The 26,175-nt window shown below is 71.2% G+C and carries 17 protein-coding genes; 9 read left to right on the forward strand and 8 right to left on the reverse strand.

Features of this window, described 5'->3' with window-relative positions; translation table 11 throughout:
- The 3 genes from H295_RS43900 to H295_RS0133145 all read right to left on the reverse strand — a co-directional run.
- Positions 1-5,114: type I polyketide synthase (locus tag H295_RS43900; protein WP_020139658.1), on the reverse strand; the 5,114-nt coding region annotated here is incomplete at its 3' end.
- A gap of 107 nt (positions 5,115-5,221) precedes the next feature.
- Positions 5,222-6,442, reverse strand: a complete 1,221-nt coding sequence (locus H295_RS0133140; protein WP_020139659.1) for a cytochrome P450 family protein — start codon at positions 6,440-6,442, stop codon at positions 5,222-5,224.
- Positions 6,443-6,597: 155 nt separating this feature from the next.
- Positions 6,598-9,492 (reverse strand): AfsR/SARP family transcriptional regulator, encoded by a 2,895-nt coding sequence (locus H295_RS0133145; protein WP_234021729.1) that lies wholly within the window; start codon positions 9,490-9,492, stop codon positions 6,598-6,600.
- 417 nt (positions 9,493-9,909) lie between these two features.
- Here H295_RS0133145 and H295_RS43905 point away from each other — a divergent pair, with 417 nt between their 5' ends.
- The 7 genes from H295_RS43905 to H295_RS0133180 all read left to right on the forward strand — a co-directional run bounded on the left by H295_RS43905 (position 9,910) and on the right by H295_RS0133180 (position 20,052).
- Positions 9,910-12,246, forward strand: a complete 2,337-nt coding sequence (locus tag H295_RS43905; protein ID WP_051135654.1) for a BTAD domain-containing putative transcriptional regulator — start codon at positions 9,910-9,912, stop codon at positions 12,244-12,246.
- Between the two features lie 681 nt (positions 12,247-12,927).
- Positions 12,928-14,190 (forward strand): cytochrome P450, encoded by a 1,263-nt coding sequence (locus tag H295_RS0133155; protein WP_020139661.1) that lies wholly within the window; start codon positions 12,928-12,930, stop codon positions 14,188-14,190.
- A gap of 40 nt (positions 14,191-14,230) precedes the next feature.
- Positions 14,231-15,919, forward strand: coding sequence for a BBE domain-containing protein (locus H295_RS0133160; RefSeq protein ID WP_020139662.1), 1,689 nt, complete (start codon positions 14,231-14,233; stop codon positions 15,917-15,919).
- 10 nt (positions 15,920-15,929) lie between these two features.
- Complete coding sequence (ccrA, locus tag H295_RS0133165; protein WP_020139663.1) at positions 15,930-17,285, forward strand: crotonyl-CoA carboxylase/reductase; 1,356 nt, start codon at positions 15,930-15,932, stop codon at positions 17,283-17,285.
- A gap of 43 nt (positions 17,286-17,328) precedes the next feature.
- The gene (locus H295_RS0133170) at positions 17,329-18,387 is read left to right on the forward strand and encodes a 3-oxoacyl-ACP synthase III family protein (RefSeq protein ID WP_020139664.1); all 1,059 of its coding nucleotides are present in this window, start codon (positions 17,329-17,331) and stop codon (positions 18,385-18,387) included.
- Positions 18,384-19,256: a 3-hydroxybutyryl-CoA dehydrogenase gene (locus H295_RS0133175; RefSeq protein ID WP_020139665.1), complete on the forward strand. Its 873-nt coding sequence runs from the start codon at positions 18,384-18,386 to the stop codon at positions 19,254-19,256. The genes H295_RS0133170 and H295_RS0133175 overlap by 4 nt, the downstream gene beginning before the upstream one ends.
- A gap of 16 nt (positions 19,257-19,272) precedes the next feature.
- A complete protein-coding gene (locus tag H295_RS0133180; RefSeq protein WP_020139666.1) occupies positions 19,273-20,052 on the forward strand; it encodes a thioesterase II family protein in 780 nt (259 codons plus the stop codon).
- A gap of 35 nt (positions 20,053-20,087) precedes the next feature.
- Here H295_RS0133180 and H295_RS0133185 read toward each other — a convergent pair whose 3' ends face one another.
- Both H295_RS0133185 and H295_RS0133190 read right to left on the reverse strand, forming a co-directional pair.
- Positions 20,088-20,672: a TerD family protein gene (locus H295_RS0133185; RefSeq protein WP_028809974.1), complete on the reverse strand. Its 585-nt coding sequence runs from the start codon at positions 20,670-20,672 to the stop codon at positions 20,088-20,090.
- 752 nt (positions 20,673-21,424) lie between these two features.
- Entirely contained in the window at positions 21,425-22,000 is a 576-nt protein-coding gene (locus H295_RS0133190) for a TerD family protein (protein ID WP_020139668.1), read from the reverse strand.
- A 208-nt stretch (positions 22,001-22,208) separates the two neighbouring features.
- Between H295_RS0133190 and H295_RS0133195 the strand changes: the two genes are divergently transcribed.
- Positions 22,209-22,598: a BlaI/MecI/CopY family transcriptional regulator gene (locus H295_RS0133195; protein ID WP_020139669.1), complete on the forward strand. Its 390-nt coding sequence runs from the start codon at positions 22,209-22,211 to the stop codon at positions 22,596-22,598.
- A 6-nt stretch (positions 22,599-22,604) separates the two neighbouring features.
- The gene (locus H295_RS0133200; protein ID WP_020139670.1) at positions 22,605-23,537 is read left to right on the forward strand and encodes a M56 family metallopeptidase; all 933 of its coding nucleotides are present in this window, start codon (positions 22,605-22,607) and stop codon (positions 23,535-23,537) included.
- A 79-nt stretch (positions 23,538-23,616) separates the two neighbouring features.
- On the opposite strand, the gene H295_RS0133205 is transcribed toward H295_RS0133200, so the two are convergent.
- The 3 genes from H295_RS0133205 to H295_RS0133225 all read right to left on the reverse strand — a co-directional run bounded on the left by H295_RS0133205 (position 23,617) and on the right by H295_RS0133225 (position 26,049).
- Positions 23,617-24,072: a tellurite resistance TerB family protein gene (locus tag H295_RS0133205; protein WP_020139671.1), complete on the reverse strand. Its 456-nt coding sequence runs from the start codon at positions 24,070-24,072 to the stop codon at positions 23,617-23,619.
- Between the two features lie 158 nt (positions 24,073-24,230).
- Entirely contained in the window at positions 24,231-25,256 is a 1,026-nt protein-coding gene (locus tag H295_RS0133210) for a sporulation protein (RefSeq protein WP_028809975.1), read from the reverse strand.
- 640 nt (positions 25,257-25,896) lie between these two features.
- Positions 25,897-26,049: a twin-arginine translocase TatA/TatE family subunit gene (locus H295_RS0133225; RefSeq protein ID WP_020139675.1), complete on the reverse strand. Its 153-nt coding sequence runs from the start codon at positions 26,047-26,049 to the stop codon at positions 25,897-25,899.
- Between the last annotated feature and the right edge of the window lie 126 nt (positions 26,050-26,175).

Below are 26,175 nucleotides of genomic sequence, written 5' to 3' on the forward strand. Positions count from 1 at the left end.
GCCATGACGCCGTGTCCGGCGAGGTGGCGCATGGCGGTGGAGCGGACGGTGACGATGCGGGCGGCGTCGTGGAGGCTGAGGATGCCGGCGATGTGCGCGGCGGCTATCTCACCCTGGGAGTGGCCGATGACGGCGGAGGGTTGGATGCCGTGGGCGATCCAGAGGCGGGCGAGGGAGACCATGACGGCGAACAGGGCGGGCTGGACTTTGTCGACGTGGTCGAGCCAGGTCTCGTCGTCTCCGGTGAGGGTGGCGATGAGCGACCAGCCGGTGAGTGGGTCGAGGGCGTTGGCGCAGGCGTCCAGTGCGTCGCGGAAGACGGGGTTGGTGGTGTAGAGGTCGGCGCCCATGCCCGCCCACTGCGAGCCCTGCCCCGGAAACACGAACACCGGACCATGCCCGGTCGCCGTCACGGGTCGCGCCCCGGCGATCACCTGCGGGTGCGGGGTGCCCTCGGCCAGGGCGCGCAGCCCGTCGATCGCGCTGTCGCGGTTCTGCGCCACCACCACCGCCCGGTGTGGCAGCAGGGCCCGCGCAGTGACCAGCGCATGGGCAACGTGCGGGAGGGGAAGCTCCGTGCGGTCATCCAGCCACTGGGCCAGCTGTCCCCCCGCCGCCGCCAGCGCCTCCGGGCTCCCCGCCGACACGACCAGCGGCACCGGGCCACCTGACGACGGTACGAACTCCTCCGACCCGACAGGCACTTGGGCCTGCTCAAGGATCACGTGAGCGTTCGTGCCGCTGATACCGAACGCGGAGACGGCGGCCCGACGGACACGGCCGGTGTCGGGCCACGCGCGTGTCTCGGCGAGGAGTTGGACCGCGCCCGAGGACCAGTCGACGTGGGAAGTCGCTTCGGTCAGGTGCAAGGTGCGGGGAAGCACGCCGTGTTGCAGGGCCAGGACCGTCTTGATGATCCCCGCGATGCCGGCGGCGGCCTGGGTGTGACCGATGTTCGACTTGAGGGAGCCGAGCCACAACGGGGCGTCGGGCGTGCGCTGCTGACCGTAGGTGCTGAGGAGGGCCTGGGCCTCGATGGGGTCGCCGAGCCGGGTCCCGGTGCCGTGGGCCTCGACGCTGTCGACGTCGGTGGGGGCGAGACCGGCGTTGGCCAGGGCGGTGCGGATGAGGCGGGACTGGGAGCGGCCGTTGGGGGCGGTGAGGCCGTTGGAGGCACCGTCCTGGTTGATCGCGGAACCCCGGACGACGGCGAGCACGGGGTGTCCGTTGCGCCGCGCGTCGGAGAGACGCTCGACCAGCAGGGTTCCGACCCCCTCGGACCAGCCGGTGCCGTCCGCGCTCTCGTCGAACGCCTTGCAGCGCCCGTCGGGCGACAGCCCGCCCTGACGGGAGAACTCGAGAAACATCCCGGGCGTCGACATGACGCTCGCGCCACCGGCGACGGCCAGGTCGCATTCACCGTTGCGCAGCGACTGCATCGCCAGGTGCAGGGCGACGAGGGACGACGAGCAGGCGGTGTCGACCGTGAGCGCCGGACCCTCAAGACCCAGCACGTAGGCGATCCGCCCGGACGCTACGCTCGCCGCGTGTCCGGTCAGCAGGAACCCGTCGCTGCCCTGCGCCTGTTGGGGCGCCGTGTAGGTCGCGTAGTCCTGCTCGTTGGTCCCGACGAACACCCCCGTACGGCTGCCGCGCAGTGAGCCGGGGTCGATGCCGGCCCGCTCGAAGGCCTCCCAGGACGTCTCCAGAAGGAGGCGCTGATGCGGGTCCATCGCGAGCGCCTCGCGGGGCGCGATGCCGAACAGCGAAGCGTCGAAGCCGGCGATGTCGTCGAGGAACCCGCCCTGGCGTACGTAGGAGGTGCCCGGGTGCGTCGGATCAGGGTCGTACAACTCCTCGATGTCCCAGCCGCGGTCCTCGGGGAACTCCGTGATCGCGTCCCGCTCCTCCACCAGCAGGCGCCACAGGTCGTCCGGCGTTCGGACCCCTCCGGGGAACCGGCATGCCATGCCGACGACGACGATCGGATCGTCGTCCACCGGGGCCTGGTCCGCGCCGGTGACCGGTGCCTCCTCGCCCGGGACCCCGGCCAACTCGTCCCGCAGGAACGCGGCCAGCTCGGCCGGACTCGGGTGGTTGTAGGTCGCGTTGACCGGCACCCGGTGGCCCAGCAGGGAGGAGAGCCGCTTGCACAGCTCCACTCCCGCGAACGAGTCGAAGCCCAGCTCCTTGAACGGCAGATTTTCCGGGACATCGGAAGCGGACGAGTGTCCCAACACCCGGGCACATTCGGTCAGTACGACGTTCAGCAGTTCCGTCAGCCGCGGGGCCTGGGCAGGCCGCGTGCCGTCCTCCTCCTGCTCCTCGCTCCCGGCGACCAGCACGGTGGCACTCGCGGAGTCGATGAACTCCGGCCAGTAGCTGCGACGTTGGAATGGGTAGGTGGGGAGGGGGGTGCGGTGGTGGGGCGTGGGGAGCAACGCCGTCCAGTCCGGGGTGGTGCCGGTGGTGTGGGCGTGGGCGAGAGCAGTGGCGAAAGGCGTCGAGGTGTTGCGGCGGAGCGTGTGCAGCGCGTTGACGGCCGTTCCGGTCGCCTCTGCCGTCTCGTCGATGGCGGGGGTGAGGACGGGGTGGGGGCTGGTTTCGATGGTGGTGTGGTGGCCCTCGTTGATCAGGTGGGTGAGTGCTTGGTGGAAGCGGACGGGGTGGCGGAGGTTGGTGAACCAGTAGTCGGCGTCCAGTTCTGTGCCCTCGACCGGGTGTCCGGTGACGGTGGAGATCATGGGGATGGTGGCTGCGCGCGGCTGGATGTCGGCCAGCTCGGCTGTGATGTGGGGTTGGTGAGCGTCGACTTGGGGGGAGTGGCTGGCGTAGTCGACGTTGATGCGCCGTACCCGGACGCCTTGGGATGCCCATTGGGCGGTGAGCTGGTCGAGGGTGTTGGGTGTGGTGCTGATGACGGTGGTGGTGGGGGAGTTGTGGGCGGCGATGGTGACGCGGTCGTCGATGTGGTCGCTGACCCATTGGGCGCTTTGGCTGACGGTGGCCATGACGCCGTGTCCGGCGAGGTGGCGCATGGCGGTGGAGCGGACGGTGACGATGCGGGCGGCGTCGTGGAGGCTGAGGATGCCGGCGATGTGGGCGGCGGCTATCTCACCCTGGGAGTGACCGATGACGGCCGCGGGCTCGATGCCGTAGGCCATCCAGAGGCGGGCGAGGGAGACCATGACGGCGAACAGGGCGGGCTGGACCATGTCGACGTGGTCCAGCCAGCTCTCGTCGTCTCCGGTCAGGGTGGCGATGAGCGACCAGCCGGTGAGCGGGTCGAGAGCGGCCGCGCAGGCATCCAGTGCGTCACGGAAGACCGGGCTGGTGGTGTAGAGGTCGGCGCCCATGCCCGCCCACTGCGAGCCCTGCCCCGGAAACACGAAAACCGGACCATGCCCGGCAGCCGTCACGGGTCCCGCCCCGGCGATCACCTGCGGATGAGGAGTCCCCTCGGCCAGGGCGCGCAACCCGTGGATCGCGCTGTCGCGGTCCTCCGCCACCACCACCGCCCGATGCGACAGCAAGGCACGCGCAGTGACCAGCGCGTGGGCCATGTCGGTGAGGTGAAGCTCGGCGTCGGCTTCCAGACGCTGGGCGAGCCGCGCCCCGTAGGCGGCCAACGCCGCCGTACTGCCACCCGACACCACCAGCGGCACCGGCCCGGACGCCTGAGCGGTCGGGGTGTCGGTCGTCGGGGTGGGGGCTTCGCCGAGGACGAGGTGGGCGTTGGTGCCTCCGACGCCGAACGCTGACACCCCCGCGAGCAGCGGGCGGTCGTCCTGGGGCCAAGGCCCGCTCTCGGTCCGTACCCGCAGGTTGAGGGCGTCGAGAGGGATGGCCGGGTTGGGGGTCTCGAAGTTGAGGCTCGCGGGGAGTTGCCGGTGGTGCAGGGACAGGGCGGTCTTGACGAGGCCGACCACGCCGGCCGCACCCTCCAGGTGGCCCACGTTCGTCTTGGCCGAACCGACGGTGAGGGGGACCGGCCTGTCGGGCCCGGTGCCGAACGCCGCGCCCAGTGCCGCCGCCTCGATCGGGTCGCCGACCGGTGTGCCGGTGCCGTGCAGTTCGACGTACTGCACCGCGTCGGGGCGGACCCCCGCGGCGGCGAGCGCCGCGTCGATGACCTCGTGCTGCGCTTCGGCGTTGGGGACCGCCAGGCCCTCGCCCGCGCCGTCGTGGTTGACGGCGGAGCCGCGGATGACGCAGTACACGCGGTCGCCGTCGGCCAGGGCCCGGGTGAGGGGCTTGAGGACGACGAGGGCGCCGCCCTCACCGCGGACGAAACCGTTGGCGCGGGCGTCGAAGGTGAAGCAGCGGGCGTCGGGGGACAGGCCGCCGAAGCGTTCGACGGCGACGGTGCTCTCGGGGACGAGATTGAGGTGGACGCCGCCCGCGAGGACGAGGTCCGACTCGCCGCGGCGCAGGCTCTCGGCTGCCAGATGGACTGCGACCAGAGAAGAGGACTGGCCGCAGTCCACCGTCATGCTCGGCCCCCGCAGCCCCAGCGAGTAGGAGAGCCGGTTGGCGATGACGCCTCGCTGGGTGCCGGTGAACATGTGCCGGGTGATGCCTTGTGGGCCGCCACGGCGCAGCAGGGTCGCGTAGTCGTCGGAGATCGCGCCGACATAGACGCCTGCGGGGGTGCCTCCGACGGAGTCGGGGGCGATTCCGGCGTCCTCCAGTGCTTCCCAGCCCAGTTCGAGGGCGAGTCGCTGCTGGGGGTCCATGGCCAGTGCCTCGCGCGGGGAGACACCGAAGAAGGCCGCGTCGAAGCCGTCGACACGGTCGAGCCAGCCGCCTGGGCGCTCGTTTCCGTCCGGCGCCGGGTGGCGGTCCGCGGCGGGTTCGCCGATGGCGTCCCTGCCCTCGCGCAGGAGTTCCCAGAAGGCGGCCGGATCCGGCGCGCCCGGAAGCCGGCACGCGATGCCGATCACCGCGATCGGCTCGGATGCGCGCGTGTCCGTCATCGCGATCGGCTCGGGTGCGCGCGTGTCCGTCATCGCGATCGGCTCGGGTGCGCGCGTGTCCGTCGTCGAGTCCGTCACCGCGATCGGCTCGTCTCCGCCCGTGCCCGTCATCGAGTCCGTCACCGTCACCTCTGCCATAGCGGACACTCCTCCCCTTCGCGGATCGCGTTTGTCGGCCACCGCACCGCACGACCGGCGACGGGGCCCTTGTCGGACCCCGCCCGGTCCGTGCACCGGTTGCGCGGTCAGGCGGCGCCGTGCGGCCTCACGGGCAGCCGTTCCAGGCCGTGGGTGACCGTGCTCAGCCGCCACTTCAACTCGGCCGGGTCGACCGCGAGCGTCAGGTCGGGGAAGCGGTCGAGGAGCTGACCGAGGGCGATCTCGGCCTCCAGCCGGGCCAGCGGTGCACCCATGCAGTAGTGGATGCCGTGCCCGAAGGTCATCTGGCCCCCGATCGGCCGCGTGATGTCGAGCAGTTCGGGTTTGTCGAACCGCTCCGGGTCACGGTTCGCCGCCATCAGCGACACCATGACCACCTCACCGACCGGGATGGTCACATCGCCGAGCGTCACCGGCTCCACCGTGAACCGGAAGGTCGCGAGGTTGACCGGTCCGTCGAAGCGCAGGAACTCCTCGACGGCCTGCGGCAGCAACGACTTGTCCGCACGCAGCGCGGCGAGCTGCTCGGGGTGCGTCAGCAGGGCCAGCACGCCGTTGCCGATCAGGTTGACGGCGGTCTCGGTGCCCGCCGAGAACATCAGGTAGATGGTGGCGAGCAGCTCGCCCTCGCTGAGCTTGTCGTCCTCGTCGCGGGCCGCGATCAGCGCGCTCAGCAGGTCGTCGCCCGGGTTCTCGCGCTTGACCTGGATGAGTTTCACCAGGTACTCACGCATCGCGGAGGTGGCCTCCTCGTAACCCTCGGGGGCTAGGTCGGCGAGGACGACGCTGGCGTACCGGCCGAACGCGAGCCGCTCGGCCTGCGGCACGCCGAGGAGGGTGCACAGCAGCTCCATCGGCACGGGGAAGGCGAGCGCCTCCAGGAGGTCGATCTCGTCGTGCTTGTCCATCTCGTCGAGCAGGCTGCTGGTCAGTTCCTCCAGCATGGGGCGCATGCCCTCGACCCGGCGCGGCGTGAAGGCCTTGTTGACCAGCCTGCGCATCCGGGTGTGGTCCGGCGGGTCGCTGGCCAGCATGTGGCCGACGAGGGCCTCGTCGTACTGCTTGGGCGCCATGCCCTCCTTGGTGTGCCGGGCCATGAGCTCGTTGAGGCCTTTGAAGGACTTGCTCAGCCGGGTCTCGCTGAGCGCCTGCCTGACCTCCTCGTAGCGGGTCACGATCCAGACCAGTGAGCCGTTCGGCAGCATCACCTTCACGGCCGGCCCGGCTTCACGGAGCCGCTTCAGCACTTCGTGGGGCGTCTGGACGAAGCTGAGGTCCAGCTCCTCGGTCACCTGGGTTTCCTGCACGACTGCGCCCTCCTGGCCACGGGGTTCCCTGCTCCGGTGAGCATGGGCCGCAGTCCTTGCCGAGGGCTCGCGGGGCGGCTTGCGGTCCGCTGGCGCAAGACCTTGCGGACGGCTTGCGCGGTGCGTCAGTGCGGCGCGTGGCGCGTGGCGGACGCTCATACCTCGTTGAGTTGCCGGCGCACGAGGCCCGCGTCGGGATGCCGCAGGGTGTCTAGGATGCTGAGGGCGCGCTCCCACGACCTCGCCGCCAGGTCGTTCTCGCCGCGGGCGAGGTGTGCCTGTCCGATGTGGACGAGGACGTCGGCCTCCAGGTAGCGGTCCTTCAGCTCACGGTAGACGGTCAGCGCCCGCTGGTAGTGCTTCAGCGCGTGGTCGTACTCGCCCAGGTGGTGGTGGGCGTAGCCGAGGCTGTCCAGCGCGGCTGCCTCCCCGCTCAAGTCGCCTGCCCTGTTGCACAGTTCGATGGCGCGGGCGCAGTGGTCGAGTGCCGCGCGGTGGTCGTTCGTCAGGATGAGGGTCCAGCCGATCTCGTTGAACACACTGCCCTGACCGACGGTGTCCCCGGCGCGCCGGTACAGCGGGAGCGCGCGGTCGTAGTGGGCGAGGGCCTGGTCGTGTCGCCCGGCGGCGTTGGCGCGGAAGGCGAGGGAGCGGTGGGTGGCGGCCTGGCCGCGTGGGTCGTCCGCCTCGGTGAACAGGCCGAGCGCGCGCAGGAGATGGGTGCGGGCCTCGTCGTGCTGCCCGAGCCGTCCGTGGGCGAAGCCCAGCGCCCGGTGGGCGTGCGCGGCGGCGGACAGGTCGCCCTGTGTCCCGGCGCTCAGCAGACAGAGGCGCTGGAGCGCCAGTTGCTGCTCCCAATGGGCGAGCCGGTCCAGGTGGCGTTCCAGGGCCAGCCCCAACTGGCAGACGTGGGCGTGCAGTCCGTGTGCCGCCGCCTGGTCGGCGACCTCGAGCAGGACGGGCAGCAGCTGCCGGTCCAGCCAGTCCGCAGCCCCCTCGTGGTCGGGGGGCGTCTGCACGGTCGTGCCCGGCTGGAGGGGTGGCAGCGGCCATGGTTCGGTTCGGTGCGGGGCCAGCCGGGTCGCTGCCGCGAGGGCGGTGTGGACGTAGTGGTCCAGCATGCGGCGCACGGCCAGTTCGCGCTGGTCGTCGGAGTCGGTGGTGCGCAGGAGTTCCCGGGCGTAGGCGCCGAGCAGGTCGTGCAGTACGTACCGGTCCGTGGCCTCCTCGGTCAGCAGGTGGGCGCGGACGAGCTCGGAGAGGAGCTCGCGGGTCGGCTCCAGTGCTGTCCCGGCCAGGCTGGCGGCGGTGCTCGCGGCGATGACGGGGCCGGGGTGGAGGGCCAGCAGCCGGAACATCCTGGCCGTGGCGGGGGCGAGTTTGCGGTAGGACCAGGAGAAGACGCTGCGGATGTCGGCGTTGGGGTCGGTGTCGGCGAACGCGTCGAGGGCGACGGGGCGCCCGCGGAACTCGCTTGCGATGGAGGCGAGTCGGCGCTCCGGGAACAGCGCCGCCTGGGCGCCGGCGATGGCCAGCGCGAGGGGCAGCCGGGCGCAGTGTGCGGCGATCTCGTCGACGGCTGCGGGTTCAGCGCCGGTCCTGCGGGTGCCGAGGCGGCGTACGAGGGCCTGCCGGGCCTCGTCCGGGTCCAGCTCGGTCAGCATCAGCGGGTGGGCGCCTTCGGTGGCGACGAGGCCGCTGAGCCGGTCGCGGCTGGTGACGAGGACGAGGGTGCCGGGGGCGCCGGCCAGGAGCGGGCGTACATGGTCGGAGTCGGCAACGTTGTCGAGCACGATCAGCAGCCGCAGGCCGGCCGCGGTACTGCGGTACAGCCCGAGCTGGGCGTCCTGGCCCGGCGGGATGTCCCGGGCCGGGACGCCGAGGGCGGTGAGGAAGGTCCGTCGGGCCTCGCTCGGGGTGACCTGGGCGCCACCGGGGTCGAAGCCGCGCATGTTGAGGTACAGCTGTCCGTCGGGAAACCGGTGGGCCACGCGGTGGGCCCAGTGCACGGCGAGGGTGGTCTTGCCGACCCCCGCCATGCCGACGATCGCGCCGATCGTCACGGTCGGGCGGGGGTGCGCCCAGTCGGGTGCGATGTCAGTCCCGGTGGCCGACTCGGAGGGGAACAGTGCGTCCAGCTGGGCCAGTTCGGCTGTGCGTCCCGCGAAGACCGCGAGATCCGGGGGGAGCTGGGCGGGTCGCACGGGATGCGGCCGTTGATCCGCCTGCTGATGCGGGGGCTTGGGCGGGGTGAGGACCGGAGGGAGTGCTCCTGGCGTGTCCCGGCGGAGTATCTCCTCGTAGACGGAACGGAGTTCGGGTCCGGGGGCGATGCCGAGCTGTTCGTTCAGGCGGGCACGGACCGCGTGGTAGGCCTGGAGCGCCTCGGCCTGGCGGCCGGTCGAGGCGAGGCTCTGCACGAGGTGTGCCTGGAGCACCTCGTCGAGCGGATGCTGGGCCGCGGCGGGCTGGAGGATGTCGAGAACGGACGCCTGTTCGCCGAGCGCCGTGGCGAGCGCTGCGGCCTCCTTCACCACGGCCAGGTACTCGCTGTCGACCGCGACGAAGTACGGGTGCTGCGCGATGTGCGGCGGGATCCCGGCGGCCGTCGGGCCCCGGGAGAGACCTAACGCGCGGCCGAGCAGCCGGAGGCGGTCCGGCGTCGCACCCGAGCCGGACGTCTCCTCGGCCGCCGCGCGCAGCTCGCGGAATCTCAACAGGTCGAGGGTGGCGGGGGAGGCGTCCAGCCGGTAGCCGCCCGAGACCCGTACCAGCCGGATCGCGGACGACCTGTCCCCGCCCGCGCCCGAGCGGGTGCCGAACTGGCTCTCCAGCAGCCTGCGGATGGCGGCGGCGTGACGGTAGACGACGTTCGCGGCGCTGCTCGGTGGCGCGTCGCCCCACAGGACGTCGATGATCGTGCTCAGGCTCGTCGGCTGACCCGACCGGACCAGGAGCAGGGCGAGCAGAGCTTGCCGCTTGGCGGGCCCCAGGTCGAGTTCTTCGTCGTCATGCCAAGCCCGCAGGGGCCCCATTACGGTCAACCACACGAATCCGAGAATAGTCGAAGTGCGAACCTCGGCTTGTCCGGCTTCTCTTTTCTCCACTGGTAGGAGGGAAGGTCCGCGGAACGGAGCGCCGGGGCGGCAACAAGACACGTGGTGGCTGAATGCAATCGGTTCCGAGGCGCGTCACATTTTCGGCACAGTGCCTGTTCTACGATCTCGCGACAGCGCGGTATCGAGGTGGTCGGCGGGGGGATCGGAGGTTTGAGTCCGGGAATGAAAATAGGGGTTCGGACGGTTGATTCGTTACTTGCAAACTCCGGCGCAAACATCGAGGAAAGAACCGGTAGAGGGTCGGACAACCCCTTCTTGGGCGACTGGCCGAAAGCTACCCTTCGTAATCCCTTCTGATGTGTGAAAACGCTCCCCTCAACAGCCTCCTCCTGCGACCAAAGGAAGCGCATGTCGGATGTGTTCACGGGTATGACTCTGGAGCGGACAAGCGGCGAGAAGGAGACCGGGAGCACCCCGCCGTGGGAGTTGCGCGTCTTCGGATCGCTGACCGCCCTGCACGCCGGACGCTCCCTTCCCCTGGGGCCGCTGCGGCACCGGGCCCTGCTGGGCCTGCTGCTGGTGCGCCTCGGCAGCGTCGTCGCGACCGGGCAGCTGGTCGACGAACTGTGGGCCGGGCGGCCGCCCCGCCGTCCCATCGCCACACTCCAGACCTATGTGTCGCATCTGCGCCGCGCGCTGGCGTCGGGGAGTGAACAGGGCCGCGCCGAGGCCCGGGTCCGCCACCGCTCGCCTGGCTACGTCCTCGAGATCGACCCCGAACTCGTCGACGTTCACCGCTTCGAGACCCTGGTCGACCGCGGCCGGCGCGACCTGGCCCACCAGCGCTTCCGCAGCGCCCGCGACGAACTCACCCGGGCGCTCGCCCTGTGGCGCGGCGACCCCTATCTCGAACTCACCTCGTACGGGCCGATCGCCGACGAGAACGCACGGCTGGAGCAACTGCGGCTGACCGCAGTCGAGACGAGGGCCGGTGCCTGCCTGGCCATCGGCGAGGCGGACTCCGTCGTCACCGCCCTGTACCCGGAAGTGCAGCGCAACCCGACCCGCGAGCGCTGCGTCGGCCACCTGATGAGCGGCCTGTACCTCCTGGGGCGTCAAGCGGAGTCCTTACGCCTCTACGAGCAGACCCGCCGCCACCTCGCCGACGAACTCGGTGTCGACCCGGGCGCCGAACTCCAGCGCGTGCACTCCGACATACTGAACCAGCGCCTTCCTCTCAGCGAACCGCCGCTGTCGGCCGGATCCTGCGTGACAACCGATCGCGGCGCCGCCCCGGTCTCACCGCCACCCGCCGAGACGCCCGCGACCCGCCCGGAACCCGCACCGGCCCCCTTGGCCGACGCCCCCACGGCCCTGTCCGAACGACGCCTCCGCAGGCCCCGCCGACCTGTGTTCGACCATGACACCGGCGACAGCAACGGCTCCCGAACCCTTCGCCCGCCCCGAGGCGCCCGGAGTCGCGGAGCCCTCGTGGGCCGCGACCGTGAACTCACCGTCCTCGGCGGCCATGTCCTCGACGCTCTGGAAGGGGGCAGCCATCTGACCGCCGTGCTGGGGGAGTTAGGGGTCGGCAAGACCGAACTCGTGCAGGAACTGGCCCGCGGGTTACAGGAGTTGCTCCAGGAGGTGGTGTGGGGCCGCTGCACCGCCGGCGAGGGTGTCCCCGCGTACTGGGTGTGGGCGCAGATCTTCCGGCAGCTCGCGGTCTCGCGCCCCGAGGCGTTCCGCAAGGCCGAAGCCCGCTTCGGCAGCCTGCTGGCCCCGCTCATCCTCAACCCCGAGTCAGGTCTGCGGACGGTGAACAGCGACGATCCCTCGGCGCGCGCCCGTTTCCTCACCCAGGACGCCATGTGCGAGACCCTGCTCTCGCTCGCCGCCGACGACCCGCTGGTCGTCGTACTCGAAGACCTCGACCAGGCCGACGAGTCCTCCCTGGAACTGCTCGGGCTGCTGCGCACCCGGTTGCACTGCGAACCGCTGAGCATCGTCGTCACCGCCGACGACACCGCGGTCGCCGCCGACTTCATGGGCGGGAGCGCGGTCGCGGAAGCACTCGGTGACTCACGGACCCGCAGTGTGCGGCTCGCGGGACTGTCCCTCTGGGACACCCGTGAACTGGTGGCGGGGCACACCGCCGCGGACGTGCCCGACGACGTGCTCGGGCTGCTGCACGGACGCAGCCGCGGCAACCCGTACGTCCTGCACCAGTTCATCGCGGCCGTCGGCGACCCTGTCCTGCTGGGCGACCGTACGGCCGTACAGAACGCCCTCGACGACGTACCGCTCGGCGTCCGGCAGGCACTCGGACGGCGCCTCGCGGGGCTGCCGGGGCCGGTGCTCGACGTCCTGCGCTGCTGCTCCACGCTCGGCTCCGCCTTCGAATTCAACCTGGTCCACGACGTGATGGGCAGCCGCACCGACGTGGAGTCGGCCATCGAGACGGCGACCCGGTGCGGGCTGCTCCGTCGGGCTGCGCAGCCCCCGTTTCTGCTCTCCTTCCACGACGAACTCGTCCAGGAGGTCCTGCTCGGCGAACTGAGCGGCTGCGACCGCGCCCGGCTGCGCGAGAGCGTGGCGCGGGCGCTGGCACAACGGCGGTCAGCGCCGCACGGTGAGCAGGAGCAGCGCCGGGACCACGTCCGCCGGACGACCCGGCTCCTCGCCGCACCGGCCAAGCCGAACGGCACCCGCGTCCCGGCGCCTGCGCCGCCGCATTCCGCCTGAGCAGGGGGCTCTCGGAGGCGTACCTCGCGTGAGGGAGGCGCCCGCACTGCCGCACCCCGCCCGGGGGAGGAGCGCTGTCCCACTGCACCCCGCCCGGGGGAGCCGCACTGTCCCACCGCACCCCGCCCGGGTGGAGGCGCCCGCACCGCCGTACCCCGCCGGGGCCCCCCGTCCCGTCGCACCTCGTCCCTCGGGAGACCGCTGGCACCCGCCCGAGCAGGCGAGCGGCTCCTCGCGGCGCCGGGCAAGCCGAACGGCGCCCGCGTCCCGGCGCGCCTGCGCCGCCGCATTCCGCCTGAGCAGGGGGCTGCGAAGCCGCACCTCGCCTGAGGGAGGCGCCCCGTCCCACAGCACCCCGCCCGGGGCAGGCGCCCTGTCCCACCGGACCCCGCCCGGGGCAGGCGCCCTGTCCCACCGGACCCCGCCCGGGGAGGCGCCCGCGCCGCCGTACCCCGTCCGAGGGAGCCACCCGCACTGCCGCACCCCGTCCGGGGCAGGCACCCCGTCCCGTCGCACCCCACCCCCGGAGGGCAACCCCACCCGCCCGAGCAGGCGATCGGCCCGTCGCAAGGAAGCGGCAAGCGATCCGACAAGGCACCGGCAGGGGGCCCGTCGCATGCTCGGCGGCGATGTCCGCACGTCGTGGCCCCACACGTGCCGCTTCCCGCCCAGGAGGAGACCTTGGCAACCGCCGCGTCCCGGCAGTTCGACACCGCCGACATATCGTCCATCCAGTTCTGGTCGCAGCCCCCGGCCGCCTGGGACGACACCTTCCGCACCCTGCGCGACACCCGCCCGGTCTCCTGGCACAAGGCGCCCGAGGGAAGCCTGCTGCCCACCCCGCCCGACGACGGATTCTGGGCCGTGGTCCGGCACGCCGACATCGTCGCCGTCAGCAGCCAGCCCGACCTGTACATCTCCAGCAAGGGCGTGCAGTTCGAGGAACTTCCCGACGAGATCCTCCAGGCGACCCAGTCGATCGTCGCCCTGGACGCACCGCGCCATCTGAAGCTGCGCAGTCTCGTCTCGTCCGCGTTCAGCCCGGCCCGCATGGAGCAGATGCGCGCGTCGATGGCCGCCGAAGTGGAGCGTATCGTCGAGGACTTCGCGACGGCAGGCGAGTGCGACTTCGTCGCGAAGGTGTCGATGCCCATGGCCCGCTGGACCATGACGTACATGCTGGGTCTGGAGACGGCCGAGATCGACCGCTTCACCGAGGCGATCAGCATCATGCTCTCCAGCCGCGACGAGGCGGAGAAACTCGGCAAGGACCGCGCCGAGTTGGTCAACGAGGTCGTCGGCCTGGTCTCCGGCACCGCCGTAGAGATGGCCAAGGCCCGCCGCGCCGATCCGCAGGACGACGTGATGACCGACCTCGTGCAGGCCAGGGTCGACGGCGAGGGCCTGACCGACGCCGAGATCAGCGCCTTCTTCCTGCTGCTCATCGGCGCGGGCTTCGACACCCCCCGGCAGACCATCAGCCACGCCGGCAAGGCGCTCTCCGACTTTCCCGCGCAACGGGCCCTGCTCGCGGCCGACTTCGAGGCTCGATCCGGCAAGGCCGTGGAGGAACTGCTGCGGTGGGCGACCCCCGTGCTCACCCTGCGCCGCACCGCGAGCCGCGACACCGAGCTGAACGGCCAGAAGATCAGCGCCGGTGACAAGGTCGCCCTGTTCTACCCCTCGGGCAACCGGGACGAGCGCGTCTTCGCCGACCCGAACACCCTGGACCTCGCCCGCACCCCCAACCGGCACATCAGCTTCGGCGGCGGCGGGCCGCACCACTGCCTCGGCAGCGTCCTGGCCCGGATGGAACTGCGCATGCTGCTCGGCGAACTCCTGCGCCGCGTACCGGACTTCGAGATCGGTGAGCCGGTCCGGGTGACGAGCAACTTCGTCAGCGCGATCACCAGCATGCCTGCCGTGGCCGGCCCGCGTCGCTGACCGCAACCCTCCAGGAAGAGACCCGGAAGAGAGAGGCCGCATGCCGGAGCTGGACCGCAGAAGACTGCTCGGATACGCGATCGCGGGGGTGACCGTGACAGGAACGACGGCAGCGGCCGGCGGAAGCGGCACCGCACAGGCCGCGACCGCGGAGGACCCCACAAGCGCCGAGAACAGCAAAGGCGCCGAGGACACCACAAGCACCGAGCACGCCACGGGCGCCCCCATCGTCGTCACCCCGCAGGACGGCCGCTACGACGACATGACCACCGGCTACAACAAACGCTGGGTCGGCCGGCCCGAGCAGATCCGGGTGATCCGCAGCACCGCGGACGCCGTCGCCGCCGTCCAGGACGCGGTCACCGACGGCAAGCGGCTCTCGGTGCGCAGCGGCGGCGGCTGCTTCGAGGACTTCGTCTACAACCCCGAGATCGAGACCGTCCTCGACCTGTCGACCCTGGACAAGGTCTTCTACGACGAGTCGCGCCGCGCCTTCTGCGTGGAGCCGGGCGCCATCCTCCTCAACGTGTACGACACCCTCTACCGCGGCTGGGGTGTCACCCTCCCCGGCGGTCTGTGCTACTCGGTGGGGATGGGCGGCCACGCCTGCGGCGGCGGATACGGGCTGCTGTCACGCCAGTTCGGCCTCGTCGTCGACCACCTGCACGCCGTGGAGGTCGTGGTCGTCGACGCGGCCGGCCGGGCCAAGGCCGTCGTCGCGACCAATGACCCCGACGACCCGCACCACGACCTGTGGTGGGCGCACACCGGAGGGGGCGGCGGCAACTTCGGCGTGGTGACCCGCTATTGGTTCCGCAGCCCCGACGCGACCGGCACCGACCCGGACACCCTGCTGCCCGCCCCGCCTTCCCATGTCCTGCTCAACATCGTCGCCATTCCCTGGAGTTCCGTCGACGAGGCCGACTTCGGGCGGCTGCTGCGCAACTTCTGCGCCTGGCAGCAGGCCCACAGCGCGCCCGGAGCGGCGGAGAACGCGCTGTCCAGCCTGTTCGGCCTGAACCACGTCGCGGCAGGCGTCCTGACCCTGATCACCCAGGTCGACGCCGACGCCCCCGATGCCGAGGCGATCCTGGCCGACCACCTGACCGCGATCGGCTCCGGCACCGCCCAGGCCGTCCGCGACAGCCTGACCGCCGCACCCACCAAGGTCACCTGGGGCCAGGCCACCCGCTTCATCTCCACGTCGAACTACGCGGCTCCCGCCGTCCGGGTCAAAGCCCGGTCCGCCTACCTCAAGGGCAACTTCACCACCGAGCAGGCCTCGGTGATCCACCGCTATCTGACCTCGTCCGACTACAGCAACCCGGGCGCCTCGCTGATCCTGTTCCCCTACGGCGGGGAGATCGGCACGGTCGCCTCCGACGCCACGGCGATCCCGCAGCGCGACTCGTTCGTCAAGATGCAGTACCAGGCCTGGTGGGTCGACCCGGCCACCGACGACCAGCACATCTCCTGGGTACGGGGCATGTACCGCGAGGTCTACGCCGACACCGGGGGAGTGCCCGTGCCCGACGGCACCTGGGACGGCTGCTACATCAACTACGTCGACGCCGACATGGCCGATCCCGCCCAGAACACGTCGGGGGTGCCGTGGTCGACCTTCTACTACAAGGACAACTACCCCCGGCTCCAGCGCGCCAAGGCGACGTACGACCCGCGCAACGTGTTCCGGCACGCGCTGTCCATCGAACCGCCCGAAGGTGAATGAGGTACCCGAGATGTCGCTGTCCGATGCCGTGCTGTCCGGGGCCTCGCCCGAGGAACTCCAACGCGCCCCGCTGCCCCGCCACTTCACCGCCGCACATCTTCGGGTCGAGGACGAGGACGTCTTCCGTGACTGCCCCGAGGACGCCGACAAGGACGTCCGGCGCACCCTGCGCGTGGGCGAGGTCCCGATGCCCGAGCTGGCACCCGACGAGGTGCTCATCGCGGTCATGGCCAGCTCCGTCAACTACAACACCGTCTGGTCCGCCAAGTTCGAGCCCCTGTCCACCTTCCGCTTCCTGCGCCACTACGGCCGTCAGGGCGGCTGGGCGGCCCGGCACGACCAGCCCTTCCACGTCCTCGGCTCGGACGGCTCCGGCGTCATCGTGCGGGTGGGCACCGGAGTGCGCCGCTGGCGCGTCGGCGACCACGTGATCGTCAGCCCGGCCTACGTCGACGACCAGGAACCCGCCACCCAGTCCGACGGGATGCTCAGCGAGCACCAGCTCGCGTGGGGCTTCGAGACCAACTACGGCGGGCTCGCCCAGTACGCCGTCGCCCGGGCGAGCCAACTCGTCCCCAAACCGCCCCACTTGACGTGGGAGGAGGGCGCGAGCATCCCCGTCTGCGGCGGCACCGCCTACCGGATGCTCGTCAGCGACCGGGGCGCCCGTATGAAGCAGGGCGACATCGTGCTGATCTGGGGCGCCTCCGGCGGCCTGGGCGCGTACGCCGCCCAGCTGGTGAAGAACGGCGGCGGGATCGCCGTGGGCGTCGTCGGCTCCGAGTCGAAGGTGGCGATCGCCCGCCGACTCGGCTGCGACGTGGTGATCAACCGCGAGGAGATCGGCATCACGGACGACACCGGCAACGACCCCGAACTCGCCATCAAGGCCGGCAAACGGCTCGGCGCGATCATCCGGAGCGAGCTGGGAGCGGATCCGCACATCGCCTTCGAGCACGTGGGGCGGGCCACCTTCGGCATCTCCGTGTTCGTGGTCCGGCGCGGCGGCGCCGTCGTCACCTGCGGGTCCAGCACCGGCTACCACCACGAGTTCGACAACCGCTACCTGTGGATGAAGCTGAAGCGGATCATCGGCAGCCACATCGCCAACCTCCAGGAAATGGTCGAGTGCGCCCGCCTGTTCGAGCGTGGCCACATCGCCCCGGTCGTCTCCGAGGTGCACCCGCTGGCCGAGGTCGCCGAGGCCACCAGGCGCGTCCAGCTCAACCAGCACATCGGCAAGGTCGGTGTCCTGTGCCTGGCCCCCGAGCCCGGCCTCGGCGTCACCGCACCCGAACTGCGCGCCCGTATCGGCGAGGACACCCTCAACCCGCTGCGCCCGTTCGCTCCGGCAGCTGTCCGATGACGTACAGGGCTGCGAGCGGCGCGACACCCGAAGGGAACCGCACATGAATCCGGACACGGCAGGGGCGAGCACCGGGCCCTGTGGCATAGGCATCCTCGCGACCGGCTCCTACCTGCCCGAACGCGTGGTCACCAACGAGGACATCGCCCGGATCGTCCCCCGCACCGACGCGGAGTGGATCACCCGCAAGACCAAGATCGTCTCCCGTCGCTTCGTCGCCCCCGACGAGGCCGCCTCCGACCTCGCCGTCCACGCCTCGCGCGCCGCACTCGAGGCGGCGGGCCTCGACGCGGGAGAGATCGACTACCTCATCGTCTCCACCACCACCGGCGACGCCCCCATCCCCGCCACCGCCGCCCTGGTGCAGCACGCCCTCGGCGCACACCGGGCCGGCTGCTTCGACGTCAACATCGCCTGCTCCGGCTTCGTCACCGTCCTCGCCCTGGCCCGCGCCCTGATCACCCTGCGCCCCGCCGCCAAGGCCCTGGTGATCGGCACCGACGTGTACTCGCGGTTCGTCGACTTCGAGGACCGCGCCACCAGCGTCCTGTTCGGCGACGGCGCAGGAGCCGCCGTGGTCGCCGCCGTCGACGAGGAGAGCGGGTTCCTCGACCTCGACATGGTGGGCGGCGGCGACGCCCATGAACTGATCTGGCTGCCCGGCGGCGGCAGCCGCCGCCCCGCCTCCGCCGAGACCCTCGCCGACCGCGCGCACCTCCTGCACATGCAGGGCCGCCAGGTCCGCGACTACGTCCTCGACAACGTCCCCGGCATCATCGCCGATCTGCTGGACCGGTGCGACTGCAAGGCCGCGGACGTCGACCACTTCATGCCGCACCAGGCCAACGGCATGATGGTCGCCGAACTCGTCGACGCCTGCGGTCTCACCGCCGCCGCCACCCACCTCCCGCTCGACCACACCGGCAACACCGGCAGCGCCTCCGTGGCCATCGCCCTCGACGAGGCCAACCGCTCCGGCCTGATCGCCGCGGGCGACCTCGTGCTGCTCGCCGGATTCGGTGCGGGCATGGCCGTCGCCGCGGGCCTGCTGCGCTGGTCGGCACCGGTCCCGGCCTCGGCCACCGTGCGAGCGGCCGTATGAGCGCCCACCGTGTCGGCGTCGTCGGGGGCGGCACCATGGGCGCCGGGATCGCCGCCGAGTGTCTGCGCAGCGGACTCGACGTCCACGTCCTGGGCGCCGGGCCCGCCTCCGCCGAGCGCGCCCGCACCCGGGTCCTGCGGCTCCTCGACCGCGCCCTCGCCAAGGGACACCTCGACGAACGGCAACGGGCGGACGCCGAGACCCGCGCCCGATTCGGCCACGACACCGAGGAGTTGATGGATCGTCAGTTCGTCATCGAGGCCATCTCCGAGGACCGTGAGGCGAAGCTGCGTCTGTTCACCACCCTCGCCAAGACCGTCGAGGACCCGCAAGCCGTGCTCGCCTCGACGACCTCCAGCCTGTCCATCACCGACCTCGGCAACGCCACCAGCAGGCCAGGCAACGTGATCGGCCTGCACTTCTTCAACCCGGTGCCCGCCATGCCCCTGGTCGAGGTCATCCGCTCCCTGCACACCAGCGACCGCACCGCCCAGGACGCCGAGACCTTCGTGACCGACGTGCTGGGCAAGCAGACCGTCCGCGCCGAGGACCGCTGCGGCTTCGTCGTCAACGCGCTCCTCATCCCCTATCTGCTCTCCGCCGTGCGCATGTACGAGTCGGGCGTGGCCACCCCCGAGGACATCGACCGCGGCATGGCCCTCGGCTGCGGTCACCCCATGGGCCCGCTCGCCGTGCTCGACCTCATCGGCCTCGACACCATCGCCGATGTGGCGCGCACGATGGAGCGCCGCACCGGCGACCCCCACCACGCCGTCCCGCCCCTGCTGGACCGCCTGATCGAGGAGGGCCGGCTCGGCCGCAAGTCGGGCCGGGGCTTCCACCGCTACGACACCCCGGCCGCCCGATGACCCTCTACGGAGCCCCATGACCGAGCCCCAGAGCACTCTGTGGATACGGCGATTCCAGCCGCGCCCCGCTGCACCGGTCCGGCTGGTCTGCCTGCCCCACGCCGGCGGCTCGGCACCGTTCTTCGCCGGGCTGCCGAGCCTGCTGGGCGCCGGGGTCGAGGTGCTGGCCGTGCAGTACCCCGGGCGCCAGGACCGCCGTAACGAACCGTTCGTGGACAGCCTGGACGAGCTCGCAGCCGCGGTCGTGGACGAACTGCTGCCCTGGACCGACCGGCCGCTCGCCCTGTTCGGCCACAGCCTGGGAGCCGTGCTCGCGTTCGAGGTCGCGCGTGGCCTGACGGCGGCCGGACACCTCCCGGCCGCCCTGTTCGTCTCCGGCAGGAGAGCGCCCTCCCGCCAACGACCCGAGTACGCCCACCAGTTGGACGACGACGGCCTGCTCCGGGAGATCCGCGGGCTCAGCGGCACCGACGACCGGGTCTTCGCCGACGAGGAACTCGTCCGGATGGTGCTGCCCGCCATCCGCGCCGACTACCGGATCATCGAGAACTACCGGTACGAGCCCGGGCCGCCCCTCGACTGCCCGTTGACGGTGTTCACCGGCACCGACGACCCGAAGGTGTCCGCCGCCGAAGCCGCCGCCTGGCGTGAGCACACGTCGGACACCTTCGACCTGCACACCCTGCCCGGTGGCCACTTCTTCCTCACCGCGCACCAGGGGCGACTGGCCGAGGAGATCACGAAGGTGCTGCTCCCACGTGCTGCCCGACAGGCACACCCCGCACGCAAGCCCTGAGGCGGTCGACGAGGCGCGGAGGACTGCCATGTGCTCTACAGGTGCGGCGTGATGGTGGGCAGCAGATCCTGGAAGGTACGGCCGGTCGACGGTTCGCCGATCGCCTGCATCTGCCAGCCACCCGGGCCGCGTCGGACCTTCGCCATGATCTGCGCGGTGTGCCGCCCGCCGCCGGTGAGGGTGTAGCGGGCGAGTTCGGTGCCGGTGGTCTCGTCGACGAGGCGGCAGAAGGCGTTCTGGACCTCGGCGAAGGTCTGGCCGGTGAACGAGTTCACCGTGAAGACGATCTGGTCGACGTGGGCGGGCACCCGGGTCAGGTCGACGAGGATCGACTCGTCGTCCCCGCCGGCGCCCGCGCCGCCCGTGAGGTTGTCCCCGGTGTGCCGGACGGAGCCGTCGTCGCTGGTCAGGTGCTGGAAGAAGACGACGTCCACGGGCTGGCCACCGGCGAACAGGATCGCGGAGGCGTCCAGGTCGATCTCGCCTCCACCGGTGAGCTTGGCAAGGAAGCCCTTGCGGGGCGCGGCCTGCCAGCCCAGGCCCATGCGGACGGTGGTGAGGGAGTTGCCGTCGGCCTTCTGGAGACTGATCTGCTGGCCCTTGTTCAGGTTGATCGACATGCGGGAGCCTCTCGCGTGCGGGGTCATGGGGCGGCGGGATTGCCGGCGGATGTGAGGGAGGACGTCGTCGGTCGGGGGCACGGAGCCGGGTGCTGCCGGGCGGGAAGGGGTCTCACTCAGGTAGAGACGCAGACGCGGCAGCATTCCCTGCTCCGGCAGCGCCCGCTGTCCCTGCTCCAGACGGGCGGGCCGTGCGGAACCACCGTGTCTCCGGACTGCTCGGGTCAGCACGGCTACGAGGGCGATGAGCGCGCTCACGGCCGCGGTCAGCGCCAGGATCCAGCCCGCGGTGACCAGCGAGCCAGCCAAGAGGCTTTGCGCAGCCGCGAGTTGGAGCGCGAAGCCCAGCACGAGCAGCGCGGCGGCGGCCGTCGCCGCCACGGCCGGCGTCAGTACGGCCAGGGCCGACAGCAGACCGCTGCTCGCCGGGCGGCCGTCGCGGCTCTCGTGGGCCGGGGCGTGCAGGACGAGACAGGGCGCGTACTCCTCCTGTGAGGCTGCCCCTGTCTTGTCGGCGTCCGTGAGCGGGCCCGGCCGAGCGGACGTCCGGCCGGTGGTTTCGGCGCCGAGGGCGGAGCGGATGTCAGGGGTGTCGAGCGCCGGGCGCGGGACGGCCTCGATGTCGGGGCGGTCCTGGTGGCGCGGACGGAACGGGGCGGTCACCGGGGCCTCCAGACGGGTGGGACGGCGTGTCGCGTCCGGCGCCGGGTCCGCATCCGCAGGAACGGAGCCGGCGCCGGGACGGACCCGGCTCAGACGTTCACGCCGAAGTCGGCGGCGATACCGGCGAGCCCGGAGGCGTACCCCTGTCCGACGGCCCGGAACTTCCACTCGGTGCCGTTGCGGTACAGCTCGCCGAAAACCATCGCGGTCTCGGTGGAGGCGTCCTCGGACAGGTCGTAGCGGGCGAGTTCGGTGCCGCCGGCCTGGTTGACGACGCGGATGAAGGCGTTGCGGACCTGCCCGAAGCTCTGGCCCCGGGTCTCGGCGTCGTGGATCGACACCGGAAAGACGATCCGCTCGATCTCGGCGGGTACGGCGGACAGGTTCACCTTGATGCTCTCGTCGTCGCCCTCGCCCTCACCCGTGAGGTTGTCACCGGTGTGCTCGATCGAACCGTCCGGGCTGGTCAGGTTGTTGTAGAAGACGAAGTGCTGATCGGAGACGACCTTGCCCGAGGCGTTCAGCAGCAGTGCGGAGGCGTCGAGGTCGAAGTCCGCGCCGGTGGTGCTGCGCACGTCCCAGCCCAGGCCGACCAGAACGGCGCTCAGGCCCGGGGCCTCCTTGCTCAGCGAGACGTTGCCACCCTTGGACAGGGAAACACCCATGGTTCATTCCTCCACGCATGGTCGGTACGAGTCCGCGTCACGGACCCCGAATTAGAATCTACAACACTGTAGAAATATGGGCGGGTGGGGTTCGGACCGGCAACTCCTGTACGCGAGAGGCCCGGTGGGGCGTCGATAGGATGTCTGGTCGGACAGCGAGAGGGACAGCGAGAGGGATGGTGCCAGGCATGCGGAGAGGAGGCAGGGCGTGACGGAACACCGGAGCGGTCCCCGGCGCCGGGGACAGGGGGAGCTGGAGGTGCAGGTCCTGTCGGCCCTGCGGGAGGCGGACGGACCGGCGACCGCCGGCTGGGTGCAGGAGCGCCTCGGAGCCGACCTCGCCTATACGACGGTCATCACGATCCTGACCCGACTGCTGGCCAAGGGCGTGGTGACCCGGGAGCGGGCAGGCCGCTCCTTCGTCTGGACTCCCTCCTCCGACGAGGCCGGCCTCGCCGCGCACCGAATGCGCCGGGTACTGGACGCCGAGAGCGACCGGGAGGCGGTGCTGGCGAGCTTCGTCACCGGCCTCGGCCCGGACGACGAGCGTCTGCTGCGCGGCCTGCTGGGTCATGCGCGGGCCGAAGGGGAAGACTGAAGCCTCATGGGGGTGTTCGTCTTTCTGCCGCTGGTCCTGCCGCTCACCGCGTGGCCGGTGGCGCGCCTGGCCGAACAGCATCTGCATCCACGTACCGCAACCCGGCTGCTGACTGCGCTGGCGGCCGCCATGGCGTTGTGCAGCACGCTGTGTCTCGGGTTGGTGATGGTGGTCGGCACCGCCCAACTGCCCGGCAATCCGCTCCCCGACGGCTGGTCCGACCCCGAGGTCCGCGAGGCCGTGCCGTTCGACGAGGTGGCTGGCAAGGCCGCCATCCCGGCGCTGCTCGCCGTACTGGCGGCCTGCGGGCGGACGCTGTGGCGACACGGGCTGGTACGGCGCAGGGCGCACCGGGCCCTGGCAGGGCTCCCGGGCACCGGAGTGGCCGTCCTGCCCGACAGCGTCCCGTACGCCTACGCGCTGCCCGGTGGCCGCCGGGACCGGGTGGTGGTGACCACCGCCCTGCTGGAGTGCCTGGAGTCGGCCGAGCGCCGTGCCCTGTTCGCGCACGAGCGCGCCCACCTCGCCGCCCGGCATCACCGCTTCCTCCTCGCGGTCCGACTCGCCGCGCTGGCCAACCCGTTGCTGCGACCGCTGCGGACCGCGGTGTCGTACACGGCGGAGCGGTGGGCGGACGAGGAGGCGGCGCAGGCGGTCGGCAGCCGCCGTACGGTGGCGCGTGCGATCGGCAAGGCGGCCCTGGTCTCCCGTGGTGCTCCGTCGCTCACGCTCGCCGGGTTCGCGGCGCCGGGGCCGGTGCCGCGTCGGGTGGCGGCCCTGCTCGGCCCCGCACCCGTCGTGCGGAGCTGGCCGTCGGTGTTCACGGAGATGGGGCCGGCGGCCTGGGGCGCGGCCGCGGGGACGGCTGTCTCCGCGATGTCGTCCGCGAACTCCGCGGTGACCATGCTCTTCATCCTGCACGCCGCGACGCCTCTGTGAACCAGGCGGTCTGCCGATGAGCGCGGGGTGCCGGGTGGCTTCCTGAGCCCCGCCCGGCACCCCGCGCACCATGTGCCGGTCAGAGGTCGAACTCGTGCGGCGGCAGATCGAGAGCGAAGCACGCCTCGCGCACCACGGCCTGCTCGTCCTTGTCGAAGTCCCCGTCGGCGCCGCCGATGACGACGCCGATCTGGATGACCGCCCGTGCCTCGGCGGGCTTCTTCTTCGCCTTGGCGATCTCCTGGAGCACGCTGACCTTGCCGAAGTCGAAGTCGGTCGTCAGCTTCGTCAGATTGTCCTCGAAGCGGCGGCGCAGGTCGTCGGCGGGGAAGTTCTGAAGCACCTCGTTGGTGGAGATCAGCTGGGCCACCCGCTGCCGTTCGGACGGGTCGACGGTGCCGTCGGCCGCGGCGACCAGGGCGCACATGGCCATGCTGGCGTCGCGGAAGGCGCCGCTCTTGAGGTCGTTCTTCTTCGCCGTCAGCTGGGTCTGCATCGTGGCAGCGGATTCCTTGAGGCGGTCCCACAGGGCCATGAGAACTCCATACGTCGATCGGGAGCCGGTCCACCGGTCGGCGAACCGCATGAATATCTACAGCGATGTAGAAACTCGCGGTGGGTCCGACAAGTTCCCGCTGTGCCCGTGGAGTTCAGTCGCGTGCGCAAGACCCTGCGGGACGTGCCGGCTACCGGTCAGTCCTCCTCGTCGCCCTCTTCCTCCTCGTCCTCGAAGAAGTCCCCGATCTCGTCGACCACTTCGGCCGCGACCATCCCGCCGACCACACCCACGGCCAGGCCCGCCGCACCCGCGGCGATCGCGGTGCCCATGCCGGGTCCGGAACGGCGGCCCTCGTCGTGGTGGTGCTCGCCGTCGCCGTAGTGGCCGCCGCGTTCATGGCCGTGGGCGTACGGGTCGTGTCCGTGGGCGGCTTGTGAGCCGTACGCGGCCCGGTGCTCCACCAGTTGCCGGATCCAGCCGTCGACGACCGTGTTCCAGTCCTGGTGGCCGACGCCCTCGTGGGAGACGCTGAACCTGGTCACCGCGTCGTGACCGGAAGAGAACAGGCCGCCGCGCTTGTCCGCCTCCAGGACGACCTCCATCCCGCCCGGACCCGCCAGGAACGTCACCTCGATCTCGTTGACCTGGTGGGCGTACTGCGGTGCCGGAGTGAGCTCGATCTCCTGGTAGAAGGGCAGGCGCTGGCCGGTGCCCCCGATGTGCCCGTACTCGAGGTCGGCCGACTTGAACCCGAAGCCGAGCTGCCCGAGCGCCTCCAGGATCGCCTCATGGACCGGCAGGGGAGCGATGTTCAGCTGGTCGAGGTCACCCTTGTCCTTCGCGCCGGCCACGGCCAGTTCGGTCCGCACGCCCAGGACGATGCCCAGGCCCTGTCCGTGCAGCTCGGTGATCGGCGACTCCCAGGGCAGTGTCACGGCGAACGGAACGCTGTGCGGTTCACCCGCCGCGAGCCGGAAGCCGCCGCCGACGATGAACCGGTCGAAGACGACAACACCCTCGCTCTCGCCGTCCTCGTGCTCCGCCTCGACCCGCGCCACCAGCTCCAGGCCGATGTGCTCGATGTCGAAGTCGACGTCACCGCCCCTGAGATGGACCTGCCCGGTCAGCGTCGAGCCGGGTCGGCCGGCACGCGGATCGAGAACCGTGTCCACCGTGGGCCCGCCCACTCCGAGCGATCCGAGCAGTCTTTTGAACACCATCGTGGCGTCCACTCCTTATGCGTCTGCTCCCGTGAGGCCCTCCTTGTGCGGACCTTCTACAGGTGCGTAGAAGCCTAGGCGTCCCGGAAGTGCGGACGGGTGAGGTCCGCGGGAGTGTGGCGGAAACGTCCGAAAATGGCTTCTGCCCCTGGCTGGAGGGTCGCCGGCCGCCCGCATGCCAGGCAGCTGAGCGGCGCCGAACTCGCAACGCTCGCGGCCCTTATGGCACGGTTGGAGTGATCGCCGACCAGGTGGTCCAGCAGCAACAGTGCGTGGATGAGCAGTTGGACGGTCACAGGGCGTAGTCATAGGTGTCGAGCCCACCCGCCGCCAGGAAGTACCCGTGCGCCGCGCCGCCTTCGATGAATCCGAGCGTGATCATCCGAGGTCGCCCCACTGGGCCTTTGCTCGCCGCCGCGGTCATGCTCGCGGATCGGCCGGCCACTGGAGCGTCACGTGGAGTGCGGTGATGTCGCACCCCACCGCCTTTCTCCGCCCGGTCGGGCTTCTCCCGATCACGCTCTTCGGGGCCTTCGTCCTGCTCGCAGCGCTACCGTTCCACCAGGGGCCGGCCTCCGGGATGTGCGCGTCCTCTCCGGCCGGAGCAAGCTGACGCGCGGGCGAACGTCCCGCGGAGATCTCAGGTGCGGTCCTGCTCCTTGAGTGCTTTCGCCTCGCTCTTGAAGATCCGTGCGGCCTTGCCCGCCGACCGTGTCAGCTCGGGCAGTTTCTTGATGCCTACGACCACAGCGACGACGAGCAGGATCAAGGCCAGTTCACTCAAGCCGAACATCAGGTCCGCCCTTCCCGGTGGAGCCATCGGCCGATACGGCGAACCGGCGGCACACGGCAACTACAGTGCTGTAGAAGCATCCCCCCGGGGGACGATCACCCAACAAGCCCGTCTTCGAGCCGAGTT

Origin of the sequence: Streptomyces sp. 351MFTsu5.1 (assembly GCF_000383655.1) — a bacterium.
Lineage (GTDB): Bacteria > Actinomycetota > Actinomycetes > Streptomycetales > Streptomycetaceae > Streptomyces > Streptomyces griseorubiginosus.

Bases quoted from the DNA above. Each gene is read 5' to 3' on its own strand.
- H295_RS0133160 (WP_020139662.1), top strand. From the start codon at position 14,231: ATGCCGGAGCTGGACCGCAGAAGACTGCTCGGATACGCGATCGCGGGG.
- H295_RS0133185 (WP_028809974.1), bottom strand. From the start codon at position 20,672: ATGTCGATCAACCTGAACAAGGGCCAGCAGATCAGTCTCCAGAAGGCC.
- H295_RS0133175 (WP_020139665.1), top strand. From the start codon at position 18,384: ATGAGCGCCCACCGTGTCGGCGTCGTCGGGGGCGGCACCATGGGCGCC.
- H295_RS0133180 (WP_020139666.1), top strand. From the start codon at position 19,273: ATGACCGAGCCCCAGAGCACTCTGTGGATACGGCGATTCCAGCCGCGC.
- H295_RS0133205 (WP_020139671.1), bottom strand. From the start codon at position 24,072: ATGGCCCTGTGGGACCGCCTCAAGGAATCCGCTGCCACGATGCAGACC.
- H295_RS0133170 (WP_020139664.1), top strand. From the start codon at position 17,329: ATGAATCCGGACACGGCAGGGGCGAGCACCGGGCCCTGTGGCATAGGC.
- H295_RS0133200 (WP_020139670.1), top strand. From the start codon at position 22,605: ATGGGGGTGTTCGTCTTTCTGCCGCTGGTCCTGCCGCTCACCGCGTGG.
- ccrA (WP_020139663.1), top strand. From the start codon at position 15,930: ATGTCGCTGTCCGATGCCGTGCTGTCCGGGGCCTCGCCCGAGGAACTC.
- H295_RS0133225 (WP_020139675.1), bottom strand. From the start codon at position 26,049: ATGTTCGGCTTGAGTGAACTGGCCTTGATCCTGCTCGTCGTCGCTGTG.
- H295_RS0133190 (WP_020139668.1), bottom strand. From the start codon at position 22,000: ATGGGTGTTTCCCTGTCCAAGGGTGGCAACGTCTCGCTGAGCAAGGAG.
- H295_RS0133210 (WP_028809975.1), bottom strand. From the start codon at position 25,256: ATGGTGTTCAAAAGACTGCTCGGATCGCTCGGAGTGGGCGGGCCCACG.
- H295_RS43905 (WP_051135654.1), top strand. From the start codon at position 9,910: ATGTCGGATGTGTTCACGGGTATGACTCTGGAGCGGACAAGCGGCGAG.